This is a genomic window from Coraliomargarita algicola (assembly GCF_033878955.1).
GTDB lineage: Bacteria > Verrucomicrobiota > Verrucomicrobiia > Opitutales > Coraliomargaritaceae > Thalassobacterium > Thalassobacterium algicola.
Map to the genome: position 1 here is coordinate 2,696,581 of NZ_CP138858.1, position 18,592 is coordinate 2,715,172.

Below are 18,592 nucleotides of genomic sequence, written 5' to 3' on the forward strand. Positions count from 1 at the left end.
CTCTGAAAAAATCTGACTCATCGCGCACAGTTTTGCTTCCCCTACGAAGCATCTGTCCTAGGGTCTTGCGCTTTCCCACGCTCCCACGCGAAAGGAAAGCCTCATTTTCCCACCCATGCAGAACCCATTCATTGAACAAATCGCCGAAGAACTGAGCCTCAAGGCTCATCAAGTCGCCGCCACCGCAGCACTCATCGCCGAAGGCGGCACAGTGCCCTTTATCGCTCGCTACCGCAAAGAACAAACGGGCGAACTCGACGAGGTCGAAATCACTTCCATCCGCGATCGCTTACAGCAACTCGCTGACCTGGCCAGCCGCCGTGAATCCATCAAAAAATCACTGGATGAGCGTGGTCTGCTGACAGATGAATTAAAAACCAAGATCGCTGAAGCCAAGACCCTCGCAAAACTGGAAGATATCTATCTGCCCTTCCGCCCCAAGCGCCGCACCAAGGCACTGATCGCTCGCGAGCGCGGGCTCGAGCCACTGGCCACACATATTTTCGAAAATCAAAACGCCAGCGACACCGCCGAACAAGCACTCAAATATGTCGACGCCGACAAAGAAGTGCCCGATGCCAACGCTGCATTGGAAGGCGCACGCCACATCATAGCCGAGTGGATCAGCGACGATGCCGACATCCGCGAAAAACTGCGCAAACTTTTTTGGGAACAAGGTATCCTCAGCTCTGAAGCCTTCCCGGGCAAAGAAGTCGAAGGTGCCAAATACAGCGACTATTTCGATTGGAAGGAGCCGATTAAAAACGCGCCATCCCACCGCGTGCTGGCCATTCGACGTGGTGAAAAAGAAGGCTTCCTCTTCCACCGTATCCTGCCCGAAGAAGAGCCCGCCATCGCCACGATCGAAAAGCAATTTCTCAATGGACGCGGCCCCGCGGCCGATGAAGTCAAAAAAGCCATCGCCGACGCCTACAAGCGCCTACTCAGCCCCTCGATGGAAACCGAAGTGCGTATTCAGGCCAAGAAAAAGGCCGATGCCGCCGCCATCCAGGTATTCGCCGACAATGCACGCGAACTACTACTGGCATCCCCGCTGGGACAAAAACGCACCATGGCAGTCGACCCCGGCTTTCGCACTGGCTGCAAAACCGTGATTCTCGACGCACAGGGTAAACTCCTGTTCAATCACGTGCTCTTCTGCACCGGCAGCGCCGGACAAGTGGAACGCGCCGGCGTCGAAGCCAAAGCCCTCGTCGAGCGCTACGACATCGAAGCCATCGCCATCGGTAACGGCACCGCTGGCCGCGAGACCGAAGCCTTCTTCCGTGGACTCGGCCTCTCCCCGAAAATCATCATCGTCAGCGTCAACGAATCTGGCGCGTCGATCTACTCTGCCTCCGAGGCCGCCCGCGAAGAATTCCCCGACCAAGACCTCACCGTGCGCGGCGCCGTCTCCATCGGTCGCCGCCTAATGGACCCGTTGGCCGAATTGGTCAAACTCGACCCGAAATCCATCGGCGTAGGCCAATACCAACACGATGTCGATCAATACGCACTCAAGCGCACGCTCGACGACACCGTGATCTCCTCAGTCAACAAAGTCGGCGTCGAGGTTAACACGGCCAGTAAGCAACTCCTCTCCTACGTCTCCGGCCTCAATGAATCCATTGCCGGCAACATCATCGCGCACCGCCAAGAAAATGGCCCCTTCAAATCACGCAAGGAGTTCACCAAAGTCAGCCGCCTCGGCCCCAAGGCCTTCGAACAGTGCGCCGGCTTCCTCCGCATCCGCGACGCCGCGCACCCACTCGACCAGAGCGGCGTTCACCCCGAGCGCTACACACTCGTCGAGCAAATGGCGGCCAATGTAGGCTGCAAGGTCGAAGACCTCACCCGCGACAGTAGCGCGCGCGCCAAAATTAAGCTCGAAGATTACGTCTCCGACGAAGTCGGCCTACCGACACTGCGCGACATCATGGAAGAACTGGCCAAGCCAGGCCGCGACCCACGCAAGCAGTTTGAAGCCTTCGCATTTGCCGACGGAATCGAAAAGCCTGCCGACCTCACCCTAGGCATGAAACTCCCAGGCATTGTAACCAATGTCACCGCCTTCGGTGCCTTCGTCGATGTCGGCGTGCACCAAGATGGCTTGGTCCACATCAGCCAACTCTCAGACAGCTTCGTTGATGATCCCAACAAGGTCGTCAAAGTCGGCGACAAGGTCAAAGTCACCGTCACCGAAATCGACTTACAGCGCAATCGCATCGCGCTCTCGATGAAGAAACAGCCAGAAATCGGCGGCAAAAAAGAACGTACGGGCAGCCCCAAGAAACGTAGTCATTCCGGCAGTGCCCCACGGGGTGAACGCCGCGCCAAAAACAACGACTTCGGCAGCAACTGGTTCGACGCCGCACTCAAGAAGTAATCCACTCTTTGGATTGATCCAAACGCCGCAGCCGCACTAATGTGCGGCAATGAATTCCACCAACACACCAGCCACCACACCTCGCCCCCTCGCGTGGTGGCTGGTTTTATGTGTTGGCCTCATACTCAGCATTCTCAGCTACTGGACTTGGCAGAAGTGGGATACAGTCTGGATCGAGCGTAGCGAAAGCTTTTTTCCACCCGAATGGCAGAACGAAGACCTGGACACACTCGCTTGGAAATATCCAATCTATCGCTCCAACGACACCTACCAATGGGTAAATGTCGCCGACGCATTAGCAACTGGCGATCGCACGCCGCTCTACCATCGCGTTGACGAAGGCCTGCTAGAAGGACGCCCCAACCGCTGGCACTCTGGCTTAGCCCGCTTGCTAAGCACGGGCGGATCGCTCGTTGCCAGTATGCAAGACTGGCCCACGCAGCGTGGCATCCATCACCTCGCACATTGGCTCGGTGCAGCAATCCAGATTCTCGCAATTACCCTGAGCTGCTACCTGGTCAGTCGCCTCGCCAACCCGCTGAGCGCTGTGCTATTTGCTGCGCTCTATTATTTCAATGCCGCCATTGGCTGGGACTTTGCCTTCTCGCGACTCGACCATGAGGCCAGCTTTCAATTTTGCTTTCTCTTCAACTTGCTCGGCATCGCAGGCCTATGCACCCAGCAAGGCCCAGAGCGTAAATATTGGGCGCTACTGGCTGGTATCAGTGCAGGCTTTTGCTGGTGGATCAGCGCCACCAGCATGACTGCACTATCTGCACTCACCACCTTAGGTCTCGCGTTCGAGTGTAACCGCAGCCGCCAGCTCGCTCATCCAGACATGTCGCAAGCCATCCTATATTGGGGTGCTTCCGCCGCTGCGACGATTGGCCTACTCTGCCTCTGTGACGGTCGCCTCAATCTCACCCCTTCGATCGCGACGATTCACCCGATCTTCATCCTCGTTCAAATGGGCGCAGCGCTCTTTTGCCTCGCGCTCCTGCAACAAGGCACTCCGACCAAGCGAGCGCTCACATTTGGTCTTAGCCTATGCCTTGGCCTCAGCCCACTGCTCTGGCTTTATATCTACCAAGCCGAAGCACACCCATGGCTCGACCCGATGATGCGCCGCTTGCATGACACCATCATCGAATTCCAAAGTCCACTTAGCAATGGTCTCTGGTCCCAAGCCGAAAGCCTACAAGCCGCAGCCACTACCGCCTTAGCTCTCTTCGTACTCCCCCACTCACTAAATCACGCAGCGCACTCTTCGGTGGCCTCTTAATCGGTTTAATCCTGCTAGCGTTACTGCAAACCCGATGGCTCGGCTTACTCGCCACAACAGCCACCCTCGCCCTCTGCCTACAAATCAAACGCAAAGACACATCCATTCCACACTACCTGTGTCTAGGCCTCTTACTTCTCCTCATTGGGACATGGGCCCACACGTGGAACAACATCGAGAAAAAGCCCGGCACAATATTTGTGACCGATCTAATGCTCCAAGTCGGCGCGCGTGATATCAACTTAAACCTACAGCGCTTAAGCCAAGGCGAAACCATCCAGGTCGCCATGCCCTACGCCTTTGCTGCCACCTCGGCCCTTTTCCCTGAAGTTCACCCACTCGGCACCTTCTACTGGGAAAATAGCGCAGGCATCCAAGAGTCCTCTAATTTTTTCGCAGGCCTACCGACCGATGCGCCCATCGATTTTGCAGTCGTGCAAGGCGGTCGCCAAGGAGCCCCCTTTGCCAAGCTCGTCACATGGGTGGCAAGAGGAGATGATAAGCCATCTACCATAGAGACAAGTCTAGCTTGGCAGCTAGCCAGTCGTCGAACCCCACCTACAACTTGGAAAGAGCCGGCCTATCACGGAACCTTTGGGATCGAACAATTCTCCGTCCGCATATTTCAACTGCCGCGCCCTGACCACAGGTAAATGCATCGGCGGTGCGCCATCAAGAAAAGTTCATCATAGGTGACCACGGGCACAATCCACGTAGTGCGGCCGCTCGCCGGACGCGACGCTCCCGCAACTTACACCCGCTCCCGCGCAACACAGCAGCCCCCGCAGGCCCACACGCTTCCCCCAAAGCCCAAGCCGTGTGAAAGATATCCACACTCGAACAAACACCCCAAATTGAACCGAGCACATAGCTAACGTCCACTGCAGCGATCAACTATCCACCCCAAAAAAGCCCCCACTCGTCAAAGACGAAATGAGGGCTTTGTAAAGACGTTCAATTGAAACGTTGATTAGTGGTCCGAGGCTGGCGGTTCAGTCACCACTAAACGGAAGAAGCTGCGATTCTGTTCGTCGATTGGCTTAGTCGAGCGATAAATGACGCGCTCTAAGTCCGTGCCATCAATCGGCTCCTTACCATAATAGACTGCGCGCCCGGCACCGAAGTTGAGATCCTCCGATTCCTGCACCGTGAATTCGTAACCTAAACCGACTGCATTTACATTACGCAAGAACGCGAACTGATAGTATTCTACGCCTCCAATCTCAAAGATAGAATGCTCAATGATTTGATAGTCCGCCATCTCACTGTCTAGACCCAACACGTATTCCGCCCAATTTGGATAGGCATCACCGTCTGGATTCTCATCAGGATTTTCAATCTCATCCCCAGGCAATTTCGACGGAATCACTATGCTCCAGCGACCATTGACGTAATCATCAATAATCTCGGCATCTTCAACTGGCGTACTGACTGGGTCACCGAATTCATCTAGGTCACGCCACTTGAAGGTGTAAGGGTGCGAGCGATTATCATAGTAGATACGAATGAAGTAGATTCCCCCTTCCTGATCAACAACATCAAAGACTCCGTTTTCCTCGATCTTAGTAGTGATGTCGGCATCAAGCCCCTCGGCCTCGGCTCCATCACTCGGGAACAAATCTTCATCAGTGTCCCCAGTCGAGCGCCCAATCAGGTACTGGCTTACGTAAGTCGGCAGTCGCCGAATCTCCATCATTCCCCGCTAGGAAATAAACTTCGAAGTCCATATCCAAGTTGTCCGGTGCATAGGTATACCCCGTGTCGTTATCGGAGAAGAACTCGAGATCCACTGCAATTTGAGTCGCTCCCGGCGAAACAACCACGGCATACCAGTCATCAGTCGTTTGCATGCCATAGCCTGCCGCACTGGTGTATCCGCCGTCATTATTTTTGTCCCCATCACCATTCACATCCTGGAGGTATTCGATCTCATGCAACCAAATACCCTCGGTCGAGACTCCGTTGGCCGTAGTCAAGTCGTAAGCCAAGTCGACGAAGTTGTTGGTGTCGTTCAAGACATTCTCATCTTCGAGCTCTTCATACGCATCTTGCTTGGAAACATCCCAAGTGAGGCTGTAATCATTGGCACGATTATCCCCATAGACGCGGATGTAATAATTGCGATCCTCATCAGTCGGATCAATTCGAGCAAATACAGACTCAATATCATTCGAAGTTTCAGAACGTGCCAATGGGGTGTCCATGTCATTCTCATCATAGATCTCGATATTGATATCTCCATCGACATGCAGGAATTCGATCTCAGCCGACAGACGCACGTAGTAATCACGCTTCAATACAGTGACCGACTTATTGCCTTTCTTAGCGGTAGTTAAAAACCACGAAGGGATCTGAATCTTATACCAATCATAATCTTCCTGGATTGCATGTCCGAAAGGATCCAAACCTGGAGATCCTAATGTGAGACTTCCCAACAATCCATAATCAAAGGCTAATTCTTTAATAGGATCCAATGGTCCTGGATCCTCAGGATCATATGGAGGCTCCAAACGTAGGCGAGTCAACTCAGTCGCCTCTTCTGGAGTATCGTTATTCAATAATGAATGCCAATACGGACCATCTGCTTCGTATTGGTCGATATTATTATAGGACCAAGTCAAGTCATAGGTCAGACCAGAAGTCGCTGTAACTTGCAAATAATAGATCCCTCCATCCGGAGCAATCACCCCTTCGCTTTGATTATCATTGCCCGCAGTGCTCCGGCCGGACTCTTCAAACCCGCCTGGTAACTCAACCCCAGCGGCATCTAAGACTGAGATGTTGAAAGCAATGCCCGGACTATCAACATCAAAACTCAGATGCACTTGGTTAGCAGGCACATAAATACGATATAAATCGAGATCTCGCGATACGAGTCCGGAAATGGGCACACCATTCAAGTTCTCAATGTCCGCATTTACATCCGCCTCCGCGATGGTCTCATTATCTTCGTAATCGTCATCAAAGTAGCCACGCATCTCAAGTGTGTAAGGAACGCCTAAGTCATTCCCCACAACACGAAGGTAATACTTAGTCAGACCATCACCACTCGCCTCAACCGACTCCGCGAAGGACCCCTCGCGAACGGAAGAGTCAACTAGATCTCCATTCTCAGCGTAGAGATACAGATCTAAATCCCCATGCAGGTTGTTGAAATAGATCGTGGCGAAGAACTGGTGATCGCCACCAGTATCCACTGGGACCTCATACCAATCTTCATCAAATTGAGCGAGATCATAATATCGATAGACAGGACGATACTCCACCGTGACCTCTTCACCACTATCATTTGTGGCGGTATAAGTTCTACGAACGTCCGGATCACTCACAGCAGTATCCTCAACGCCTTGCTGATCGAGGAGTGCAGGAATTGCAGCCATGGACTGCGTATCATTCACACTTGGATCCTGCTCTTCATCCGAATCAAGAGCTGGAGGCTCCGCATCGTATGTATCCTCAGAAGCGCTCACCCATTGCAATGAATAGGTATTGCCCAAGCCACGGGCATTGTCCTCGGCCAAGTCATAGTAGTCATCAGTTCCATCCTCTCGAATCGATTCGTAATCAGCCAAGTCAGCCAAGTCATCCGTGTAAGGATCGAAAGTCCAACCTGCGCTCTCCTTCGGATTCACAATTCCATAACCATATACACAAATCAAATACTCCCCAGGCTCCAAGTCATGCAGAACGATACGCTCACCATCGGTGAATTCTTCGGACTGCGCGACTAGGGAGGCCGCCTCCAAAACGTTTTCTGAGTCCAGTGGATCAGTGACCTCACGCTTATAAACAGCCACATCGATATCGCCCAAGGCGTGCTCAAATTGCAGATCGACGATGAAGATGTCTTCACCTGGGTTAACCACAACTGAATACCAATCTTCGTCTAACTGAGTGAGGTCATCCAGTAGGAAATACTCCAGGTCCGGATAATCGCCTCCGCCCATCGCTGCGTAGAAATTAGAGTTATACTTCGTCAGCAACAACCCGCGCGGTGTATCCGGCGAATCATTGTCCGGAGTGGTCTCTTTCACTTCGAAATCACCTTCAGCAGCCTTCTCTAGGTTATCTTCATGATAACTATTCCAGACAAGATCGTATGGCTGTCCTCCATTTTTACCGAAGACCCGCAAATAGTAAGTTCCCTCGGCCCCTTCATAGTGTAAACGTTCAACATTGGAGGTTCCGATTGAACGCTTAAGGAAGCCCTTGCTCGCGTTAAAGAGCTCCAGATCAATATTGGTTTCATCGCTATGCTCAAAGTAAGCCTCGATCACGATACCTTCATCGCCAGAATTAATACGAACCTCATACCAATCCTCGTCTAAGGCCCCTCCATAACCAATGGTTTCAGAAATACGCTGTCCTTCGGAGCCTAGAAGTACATCGGATGCATCTTCATACGTATTGTTACCGGTCTCGCCTTCAAATGCGTCCTCAGTCGAGGTGACCCAAGAGAGTTGATATGCGGTGCCCAGACTCACTCCAGATACCTTGATATAATAAGTCAGCTCTTCGGGTTCAAATGGGTCGACACCATAAGCTAAGGTTTCGTCATCCTCTGTTGTATCCGCCGTCGCGACTTCAACTCCTGCAGCATCATACAATGTCAAAATGAGGTTTCCATCTGCTTGAGAGTATCCCAACTCTGCAGTCAAACTGACGTTGCCAGGCTGCACCAGAACTTCATACCAGTCTTCATCGTATTGGACAGCGTCAATGACGGTCCCTTCGAGCTCAGTCAGATCCGTCGCTTCTTCGCGCACATCATTGTCTTCATAGTCGTCGTCTGGTGCAGTGGTCCAAAGGAGCTGATAATCTCCATTGGTGTTATCACCGGTGACTTCGACATAATAGATACCCGGACCACTTTCAATGCGCACTCCAGCGCTGTTACCGGTCGTCGCCGAAACTTGCAGTGGATTGTCTAAATCTTCACTGCGATACAGAGCCACATCGATATTGCCATCCTCATAGGCGTAAGTCGCAATCACAGTGATAAACGAATTATCCTCAGTCACTTCGAACTGATACCAATCAGTGTCGTACTGCACCGCATTAATGACTGGGGTGTCAGTGATGTCAGTCGCATCCGCGGAAACATCATTATCCTCATACTCATCATCCTCATAGAATGCCCAGGAGATATCGTAGGTGTTATACTCATCATCCCCATAAACATATATGTAGTTCACCCCGGGTTCGACCTCGACAAATACGCTTTCGCTATCATCCATCGAATTCGCATTCACGATCTCATTTCCAGCGGCATCCATGATACTGAAATCGATGCTCCCATTGAGTTCGATGTAATCAAGAGTCACCTCAATGAATGGGTGCTCTCCAGTCACATTAATCTTATACCAATCATCATCACTTTGAGTCGGCACTTCGAATTCCGACAATGGCGAGGTGAGCGCAGTAATATCATACGCGGTGGCACGCGTATCATTCTCTTCATAAGCATCCTCTGTGCGTGCGATGAAATAGAGGTCATACGAATTACCTAAGTTCGGTCCATACACACGAATATAGTAAACACCACCAGGAATCGCTGCTTGTAGATCCACGATTTCATTATCTGTAACACTATCGCGACGGATAATGGGTGTGCCAAAGTCATCGTAAATTTCCAAGTCAATGTCACCTTCGGCATCGTCGAACAAACACTCAACGTAGAGACCGAAGTTCTCGTCGCCCACAGTGATTGAGTACCAATCGTCATCGGTTTGATTCGCCAGACCTTCCAAATTACTCAATCGAGAGTCGGCAGCAGTCAGCTGATAAGCTTCACCTAGAGAGTCATTCTCTTCGTAAGCATCTTCTCCCAAGTTGATCTGTGCGACCTCTTCGGCACTCAACGCAGCCCAGCTTAGGTTATACTTATTGCCCTCGTTGCCATAGTGCACACGCACATAATAGCTGCCGGCTGGGGGATTCGAGAGTATCAGCGTCTCATCGTCATCCGAAGAAGTCGCCCGTTGCAAAATCGCCCCGGATTCGTTGTAAATCTCCATGTCGATATCCCCCTCGGCATGGGTAAAATTCGCCAAAACTCGAAGCTCTGCAGTATTTACATCTGCGGAAATCTCATACCAATCTTCGTCTTTTTGAATGCCATAACCATTCAACTTACTTAGAAGTCTGCGCTCATGCCCAATTAGGTCAAACGAGGTCTGGCGTGTATCATTCTGCTCATAATTATCCTCAGCAAAGGTGACATCCCAGAATAGGTTATACCGATTACCGACATAATCTCCGAGAATGACCACTGAAAGGTCTCCCGCCAGCGGGTTATCCCAACTAATCGTTTCGGTGTCACCACCTGTGGTCGACTCCTTGAGAAGGATGCCGCCATTAGCGCTGTAAACATAAAGATCAAGATTGCCCAAGGACGAATCAGAACGCGCAATCACTTCCAGCTTGGTCGCGCCTGTAGGGACTCGGATCTGATACCAGTCACGGTCAAACAGTGCTCCATATCCATTGATCGATGTGAGCCATGAACCCGCATTTCCGCTAATATTGAAACGCTGCTGCCAATTATCGTTCTGCTCGTAATTATCTTCAACAGCACCGTCGATAAGAGTAGTGCCCTTGACCAAAGTCACTGTGAAATCATAAGCAGTCAGATAGCCGATATCCTCAGCCGCTTCGACATAAATTAAATACTCCGACTCCGCTGGATCATCAATCGTTAATACATAGGTTGCATTCGCAGGAGAATCAGCATCCGTTGTGAAAGTATCGACAAAGGTACCGTCAGTTTTGGTCAAGCGATAGGTCAAATAATCGGAACTAACACCGAGCCCAGTAAAGGCAACTTGAACCTGTGTGACGCCCGACTCGCCAATCGTAAACTTGTAGAAGTCCCCATCGTTGTAGTGAGTGAAAGATTCGACCGAAGCATTGACCGCATACGAAGCAGTGATGCCGTAACCATTCACTTTAGATAGAGAAGTTCCAAGAATCGAGGTACCTAGATCATAAGGGGTCGAGTATTGATCATTCTCCACCACCTCATTATCTTCATCGAGGCCAACCTGCTCGTAGACATCATCCTCCAATACTCCGAAGAACATGTCATAAACATTATCATCTGAGTAGTCACCAGTGACACGGACATAATAAGTCCCGGGTGGTACACCTTGTATCGCAGTATTACCCTCTGGGTCCCACTCATCTGCGACCTCATCCATACTCATGATCTCATAATATGAAATCATCGCACGATCATCCTGATCCTCTGAAATGCTCAGCAATTGTAAATTCTCATTATAAAGCTCAACTTGCACATTACCCATGCTCTCATCGAACTCAGCCAACACATAAAGAAAACGAGCAAAAGGATCCCTGGCGATATCCAGACGATACCAGTCCTCATCATCCAGGATTGCCGTGCCTAAGATATTCGACAGCTGCGATGACTGCGCACGGGTGATATCAAACGCTTCGGTTGAATTATCATTGTCTTCGTAAAGGTCTCCATCGGCCAAGCCCAAAGAGCGTGCACTCCACTTGAGGTCATAGGTATTCTTGAGACTAACGCCTTCCTCGGCGGGCTTGACTAAGATAAAGTAATTAAGCGAAGTCACACCATCAGGAATCCGGTATTCCAGAGTCTCCGACCCCGCATCGCCATACATAATGGCGACCAGAATCGATTGGTTCCCTTGCAGGCGATATAACTCAAATTCAATCGCCCCGGCGTCAGAATCGTGGAATGTTTCGACCGTGATAAACTGATCTCCTGGTTCGACGGTAAATTTATAATGGTCGAGGTAGTCTGTCATCCATCCTAGGCCTTTATAGTCGGAAAGTAAGACATCTTCATAGGCAGTCAGATCCGGAGCACCTGTAAGATTGATACCATTCTCATAATTATCTTCGTAGGCCTTAGGTGTGCAGGTGCCACCAATGGTGAAAGTAAAGACTTCCGACTGCTCGCCCGTATAGCTAATGGTCACAGTATCGTAATCCAATCGATTACTCACAGCATCATAGGTAATATTGACCGGGAAGGTCGCACCCACTGCAATTGAATCTGGTATCGTCGAAGTGATATCGAACACAGTGTTGTTCGCGAGCGACATAGTAAGATTTTCTAACACGAAACTGGATGTATTCGTCAGATAGAAAGTATGCGTGATCGCGGCAGCAGAAGGCTGTGTAAACCCGAAATCGGTTCCATTGCTGGTGTTAATGTCGGTATCTCCAGTTAAGACCGACTGCAGTTGCTTCGCACCGCCGTAAACAGCAAGTGGAGGTGTGGCAATCGTGCCTGAAATAGTATATTGACCTAAGCTGCCATAATCTGAAAAACCAGTGCTCGGTCCAGAGCCACGACCACCGCCGTCGACTTCAAGATAGTATTTACCAAATGGTACGGTCACCTTAATATTTGAAGATAGCCCCACATCACCAGACACCACACCGGTAGCAATTAATGCCCCTACCGAATTAAATAAGCGTGTATTGACAGCTAGGTTCGCTCCTCTCTTATCGGAATCAGTCTCCCCCTCTTGCGAGTCGACATCCAAGGGTGCTACGGTGATATCAAGCTCTCCAGAAGCTGTCACAAAACTGAAGACATCCACATCTGATGTACGCGAAATTAAACCAGATCCGCTGATGTTGTTATCAGCCAAAGTGGTAATAGTACCGAGTGGCAGCGTATCCGAGTCGTAGCTATTCGCGATATCATCAGCCTTATAACCAAAGCCATTGCTCTCACTCGCGATGATCGCCAAATCGTCTTCTTGATTATTGGCATTTAGATATTCGCCGCGGCTCCACTGGTAGACTTCATCGATTAAGTATGTGCTGCCATCATCTGACCATGGTGCCCCCATGATGGGGGCCCAACCTGGAGAATAATCCGTGTTGTGCCCGCCATAATATTCGTCGTCTCCAGTACGCCCATCATGTGACAAACCAAATACGTGACCGGCTTCGTGCGATATGGTGGCCGCGCAACTATACTCATCCTCGTTAAATACCCAGCAAACCGGGTTGTTAGTTCTGAAATAACCAATCTCAGCGGCGACCCCGCCAGCACCTGGCGCAGCCGTATCATCAGGAGTGATCACCACCAGTAAACGTTTGTCGACATCTGCAGCATCATAAACTGCACGATCCGTCGTGACTGTGATGTCGAAAGGAGCAAAGTCCTCGGCGACACGCTGCCAAACCGCGGTCACCCAAGAGGTATCATTAGCTTTGGCGTGCGGTGCCGCATAAATCGTCATCAAATCTTCACCATCTAGAAACAGGTCAAAATCTTCAACTAACTCACCATCAAAATCACAGTAGAGCACGAATTCCGCGCCAGGAATACTATTGAGCTTGGGCTGTGCGGAAGTCGATGCAGTCGCAGTGGTGGTAGTCGTGCTACGAACCGGCGTGCTACTAAAACTTTTGCTCGAACTAAATTTACCAATATTCGCGGGGCTCGATAAAGGATAGACCACCCCCGGAGGAGCGCAGTATAAATCACTGACCGTCACTTGCTCGACCAACAAACCTGCGGAGTGTTGTAACTCACGATACTCTGAAATCCAAAATGCTCTTGAATCCTGATTAAACGCAACTTGAGCAACCTGCTTCCCATTCGCGTCTAGACTATAAATGATCCGACCATTTCCGTCGTCTAAGTTCAGGGCATACTTACTTGCATTGGGATGCTCCCGCACACCCACCACAGTACCCTCAAACTGCACAGCATCAAAATCAAAGGTCAGACGATCACCCACCGAACTGCCCTTAAAAACATCGAAGGTATGCTCAGGTAGCAGCAAAGGTCCACCTGCCGCCACACGTTTGAAATAATGGTCAAACTCGGGCTGTTGACGTACCACAATCGGCGCAGGCGTTGCCGCTGGAGCGACTGCTGCGGCAACTGGCACAGCCTCCACCGCTGGGGGCTGCTCAGCCACAGGACTAGCTGCATCATCTTGACTCTGCGTAGTTTCAGCCTCCCCAGCAACAGCCGGACTGTGGCCGTTCTCGACGAAGCGATCTGGACGTGAGACCCAAAGATACAGCGCACTGGCAATTAAAATTGCAAGCGTGCAAAGTATCAAGAGCGGAGAAGGAGACTTTCTAGCTGACATGGCTATAAACAGTTAAACAACACATTTCACGCTAGGAGTGAGGCGTATTTTTGAAATGTATAAAATGGTGATGAATCTAAGATTGAGAAAAGAAAGCCAGCCGATTGGCTGGCTTTCTTGATACTTGAAATCAGCGCGTATGCTACTCAGCCTCCAATGCGCCAATGGACCGTTGTGCGGCACCCGAAGGTGTCATGATCGTTGGGTTTTGGAACATGGAGTTGGCATTTACATTGCGGTAATTTTGGCGCGCAGGTGAACCACCTGGGCTGACCAAGTTAGCTGTGACAAAGATCAGCAAATTACGCTTTTGGCGTGTTTCACCTTCTGAACGGAATAGACGACCCAAGCCTGGAATGTCACCTAATACAGGCACCTTGTCATTGACAGTCTTCACAGAATCACGCGTCAAACCACCCATCACAACAGTCGCACCGTCAAAGACTGTGACTTCTGTCGAAATTTCACGAGTGGAGAAGATCGGCTGGTAGAAACCTGCCGGCACAGTCACAACTGTAGCAGGGTCACCAGCAAGGGCCACGCTAGGACCACCATACTCGACGAAACCTTCAAACTCGGTCACGCGTGGTTCCAGAATCAGACTGATTGTGTCATCGTTTTCTACGTTTGGTGTCACCGACATTTCAACCCCCACATTGCGAGTGATGAAATCTTGCGGTGTGCCCGCAGTAATCGAGATCGCAGAGCCACCTGAATTACTTGAAGAAACTGTTGATTCAATATCACCATAACTTTCAGGATAACGAAGCTCTTGAGCAACGGTGATGTTCGCACGCTTACCAGAAAGCACGGTTACCTTAGGCGCACTCATTAAGTCGCTACCAGACTGACGGGACAGAGCGCGCAGCGCGAAATCCACGTCGTAACCATTAATGCTCCAGCCCGAAGATGTGAACAAGCTTGTGGCACTCGAGGCCAAATCAATCGCGCTGGCCAAATCAGGCGGCGAATTGGAGAAGCTCAAGCTTCCAGAAGGACCATCAATTGTAATCGAAGAGGAATCAGAACTCGTCGAGAAGGTATCGTTAAGCGTTCTGCCACCAGTCGACATGGAGCGTTGATACTCACCTGTGACGTTACCGAAGGAATCGACAACCGAACCGCCTGTCGTGCTGTCAACGTATGGCGTGAAACCATCTTGAACTGTCCAGTCAAAGCCGACCTCTTCTAAGTCGTTTTGGCTAACCTCAAGGAACTTAGCCTCAATCTCAACCTGCTTCACTTCATTATAGTTACGAAGAATTGTGCGCATGCGCTCTAAGTTACGACGTGTTTGAGTCACGATCAATTGCTCACCGTCGAAGGCAAGACTTGCACCGGGAAGCTCGAAATTTACACCTGCACTTTGGAAGAATGTTTGCAGTGCTTCAACTTCATCGTTAGCAGAAGGTCCCGATGAACCGCCACTGGAGGGCGCAGCAAAAGGATCAACGGGGCCAGAAGAACTGCCACCGCCGTCACGGAAACCTGTCAAGCGGATGACTGTGGCACGCGATACTGGGAAGAATTCAGTAACAGTGGTCGAACTACCGCCCACACTGTCGCTAGGTTGGATTGTCACAGCGTCGCCGCCAACATCGTAGGCGAAGTTAACTTGCTGAGTCACAAACTGAAGAATGCGGTCCAGATTCAAATTACGCAAACTGATGTTCACGCGCGGGTTGGAATCGTTTGGATTGAAAAGAGGTACGATGTTCACACCGATACGTTCTGGATCATACTCTACGGACAGTTCTGAAAGTGTTTCGATCACACGAGTGAGTTCCATACCGGAAAAGTTCACCTGTGGAATCACGATACCATTCAACTTATCTTGAATACGGCCACCCTCATCAATGACTGTCTCATTTGTCGCGGAGACATCAAACACCTTGGGACGCTCCCAGCTGCGATCAACCTCTGTCAGCATTTGTTGGCGTGTTTTGTAGAGATTTTGCTTATGAATCGCACCCAGGATCTCAGCGATCTTAGTTTGTAGAAGCTTGGCTTCAGAATTATTCGCATCCCGCGCTTCGACTTCCTTCAGCGTGCCGGATGCACCTTCGTAATCGCCGTTCAGATATTGTGCACGGCCGCGAGCCAAGAGATCGCGGATGATTTTGTCCTGTGCGACATACTCAGGGCTGATCTCTTGAATATCCAAGCTGTAAGGGTTGGATATTTGACTGTCCAATTGAGCGGCGAGCTTACGAGCGGCTCCAGAATCTCCTCCAGCGGCGCGGTAGTCTTCGATGCGTGCTTCCGCAGCCTTAGGATCACCTGCGTCTGCCAGTGCTTTGGCCTCTTCGAGCACTACTTCTGCCTTGGCTTTGTTGACTGCTTCGATCGTCGTCGCAGTTGCGGTATTCAGCATCAGGCTGCTACCAGCGGCATTGAGCAAATTAGCTGCATCCGTGTAAGCCCCCAGTTCAGCGAGCTGTTGCGCTTCGTCAATGGCATTGCGAGCAGCAGTAATCTTCGCCTCTTGCTCTGCAGCGGCGGCGGCTACGATCGATTCGGCACCAGTGCCATCCTCAGACGCGGTCATTGCCTCTTCAGTCGAAAGACTTGGCGCTTGGCCGTAGACCGCTGGTTCAGCACCACCACGACGGTCCAAGTCGCGATTGATTGATGCGAGAAGGCGTTGCACATTCTCGTCGTCGGGTGCAATTTTAATGAGACTTTCGGCCTTCTCCTTCGCTAACTCCAGATTTCCGGAGTCGCGCGCACGAAGCGTATCGGCCATAAGACTGATCTTATCTGATGCGCTTTGGGCCTCAGCCAATTGAGGCGTGGCTAAGGCGAAGGTTCCTAGCGCGCCTGCCACAAGTAGGGCGGAGACGCGTGTGCGTGCTGCGAGGTATTTTTTCATAATTTTAGATGACAACTAGTTGTTTGTTAAAGTCGGTTGAAATTCCACGAAGAATTAGAACATTAGATCAAAGACATCGTTTTGATCTGGCTGTGTTTCCTTCGCGGGAACTCTATTTACTGGGGGTGTGGATGAAGGTGCAGACTGAACCCGAAGGACTCGAATTTCTGCTTCCTCGCCTTCCACGGCATGTTTCTCCACTGTAACTGAGGATTCTTCAAGGTTAATTTCCTGCAAGGTATACTGGCCATTGGGGCCTTCAAACTCGGTAGGCACCTCGCTGATCTCCTGAGTATAGCTGGAATCTTCTTCGGAACGGATGATCACTGTTACTCCGGAGTCGTAGCGACGCTCCCCATGAGTGAGCACAACTTCCTCACCAGTACGCTGGTCCAGGATGGTTGCTTTTGCAGTGATCTCGATGTTGTTATTCGAATCGCGCTTGCGATCAATATCGAAGCTAAGCAACTTAAAATCAGCACGTTCCACGTCATCACCAGGCCGTGCTCGCACTTGCTTTTGTGCTTCTTCATCAAACATTAGCAACAAGGTCTTGGACGAGTCACTACGATCCTCTTCAATATAACCTTCGAGTTGTATACGGTAAGGCTTGCGCTCAATACCAGCGAGATAAACACCAAAAGGAACTGGAGGTGCCACTTTGACCGGAGGATCTGCAGAAAATTCGCCAGTATTCAAATCCACATAAATCTTAGGCGGTGTGAACACATCGTAAATCCACTTGGGCCCTGATGGTTGCGCAGTGACCTCTGGCCAATTCGCGTCCACGGACTTTGATGGCGTAATGGGCACCACCTTATAAGGATTGTCAGCGGTCTGAACATTCACCGTATCAGACACCGAAGGCGTCGCCCCGGACTGCTGGAGATAGAGGGCGACTCCACCAGCGAGTAACAGCGCTGCGACGGCAAGTATGAGCTTATCGTAAATCTTATTCATCGAAACTATATGTTGTCTTCAGCAGTATCCGCCGGAAGGACGATCTCGATATACTCGAGAACGACTGTAAATGTGGAAGTATTTTCAGAGATCACCAATTTTTTGGTCTCCTGAACCGGGTCCGGCTTCGCATCAGACGAACCTCCGAAAACACCAAAAATCGCATCCAAACTATTCGCACTATTGCTGCTCGATGCGGCGGACGACTGCTGCCCCGTGGGGCGTTTTACTTCGATACTGCGCACCACAATCGGCAAATCAAATTTGGCCAGATCATTCAGAAATGAACGAAGTGAATCGGTATAACCAGTAAACGACACACTAAAACCTAAGGTATCAATCGCACCAGGCACCTTAGCTGAAACAGCCTCTGAAATACTAAACTGCTTATCATTACCCTTTCCATCCGACTTTTGCTCCAGCACTTCGCGCTTCACAGAAACAATACTTTCCGGATCTGCCGAATACAAACGATCCAGAAGGTAGCTCAAGATTTGACGCTGTTGATCTAGTGTCTGAATGAGCTGCTCATCTTCCAGCGGGCTGGCATTATCAACATACTGCTCGAAGCCGAAACCGAAATCCTTGGGCAGGCCAATTGGACTTTCGAGATCATTCTCATCTGTATGCGCCGCTGCTTTACGACGATACTCCGAAATATACTGCTGTATGCCAGCCATCACACCAATGCCATCGGTAGATGTAGTCAGGCGAGCACCACGCTCAAGATTTTCGCGAATCTTCTCAAGCTCCGCGACCAACTGATCTACATTCTCCTGCGAAGCGGCGACATTCTCATCCGAAGGCGCAGGGTCTGCGAATCGCAGGCTGTTCAGCTGCGTTTCTGCACTCGTAATTTTTTGCTTCGCCTTGCCGATTTTACCCGACTCGTTGAACGCGAGATAAGCACCTGCGCCAAATGCCAATAGGCAAATGATCACAACAATGGTGAATGTGAGATTTTTCTTTAAGAAACCCAT

At 50.6% G+C, this 18,592-nt stretch carries 8 protein-coding genes; 3 read left to right on the forward strand and 5 right to left on the reverse strand.

Annotated features, from left to right (window positions below; genetic code table 11):
- The first annotated feature begins 115 nt into the window (after window positions 1-115).
- From SH580_RS10880 to SH580_RS10890, 3 genes are all read left to right on the forward strand, one after another.
- A complete protein-coding gene (locus SH580_RS10880; protein WP_319830907.1) occupies window positions 116-2,386 on the forward strand; it encodes a Tex family protein in 2,271 nt (756 codons plus the stop codon).
- A gap of 49 nt (window positions 2,387-2,435) precedes the next feature.
- Complete coding sequence (locus SH580_RS10885) at window positions 2,436-3,668, forward strand: hypothetical protein (RefSeq protein WP_319830908.1); 1,233 nt, start codon at window positions 2,436-2,438, stop codon at window positions 3,666-3,668.
- A gap of 200 nt (window positions 3,669-3,868) precedes the next feature.
- Window positions 3,869-4,321, forward strand: coding sequence for a hypothetical protein (locus SH580_RS10890; protein WP_319830909.1), 453 nt, complete (start codon window positions 3,869-3,871; stop codon window positions 4,319-4,321).
- 317 nt (window positions 4,322-4,638) lie between these two features.
- Here the strand turns inward: SH580_RS10890 and SH580_RS10895 are convergent, their stop codons facing one another.
- From SH580_RS10895 to SH580_RS10915, 5 genes are all read right to left on the reverse strand, one after another.
- Window positions 4,639-5,364 (reverse strand): hypothetical protein, encoded by a 726-nt coding sequence (locus SH580_RS10895; protein ID WP_319830910.1) that lies wholly within the window; start codon window positions 5,362-5,364, stop codon window positions 4,639-4,641.
- A complete protein-coding gene (locus SH580_RS10900; RefSeq protein ID WP_319830911.1) occupies window positions 5,294-13,780 on the reverse strand; it encodes an RHS repeat domain-containing protein in 8,487 nt (2,828 codons plus the stop codon). Before SH580_RS10900 ends, SH580_RS10895 begins: the two co-directional genes overlap by 71 nt.
- Before the next feature lie 142 nt (window positions 13,781-13,922).
- On the reverse strand, window positions 13,923-16,652 hold the full coding sequence (locus SH580_RS10905) for a secretin GspD/PilQ domain-containing protein (RefSeq protein WP_319830912.1): 2,730 nt from the start codon (window positions 16,650-16,652) through the stop codon (window positions 13,923-13,925).
- A gap of 54 nt (window positions 16,653-16,706) precedes the next feature.
- Entirely contained in the window at window positions 16,707-17,612 is a 906-nt protein-coding gene (locus SH580_RS10910) for a hypothetical protein (protein ID WP_319830913.1), read from the reverse strand.
- 5 nt (window positions 17,613-17,617) lie between these two features.
- Window positions 17,618-18,592 (reverse strand): Amuc_1100 family pilus-like protein, encoded by a 975-nt coding sequence (locus tag SH580_RS10915; RefSeq protein ID WP_319830914.1) that lies wholly within the window; start codon window positions 18,590-18,592, stop codon window positions 17,618-17,620.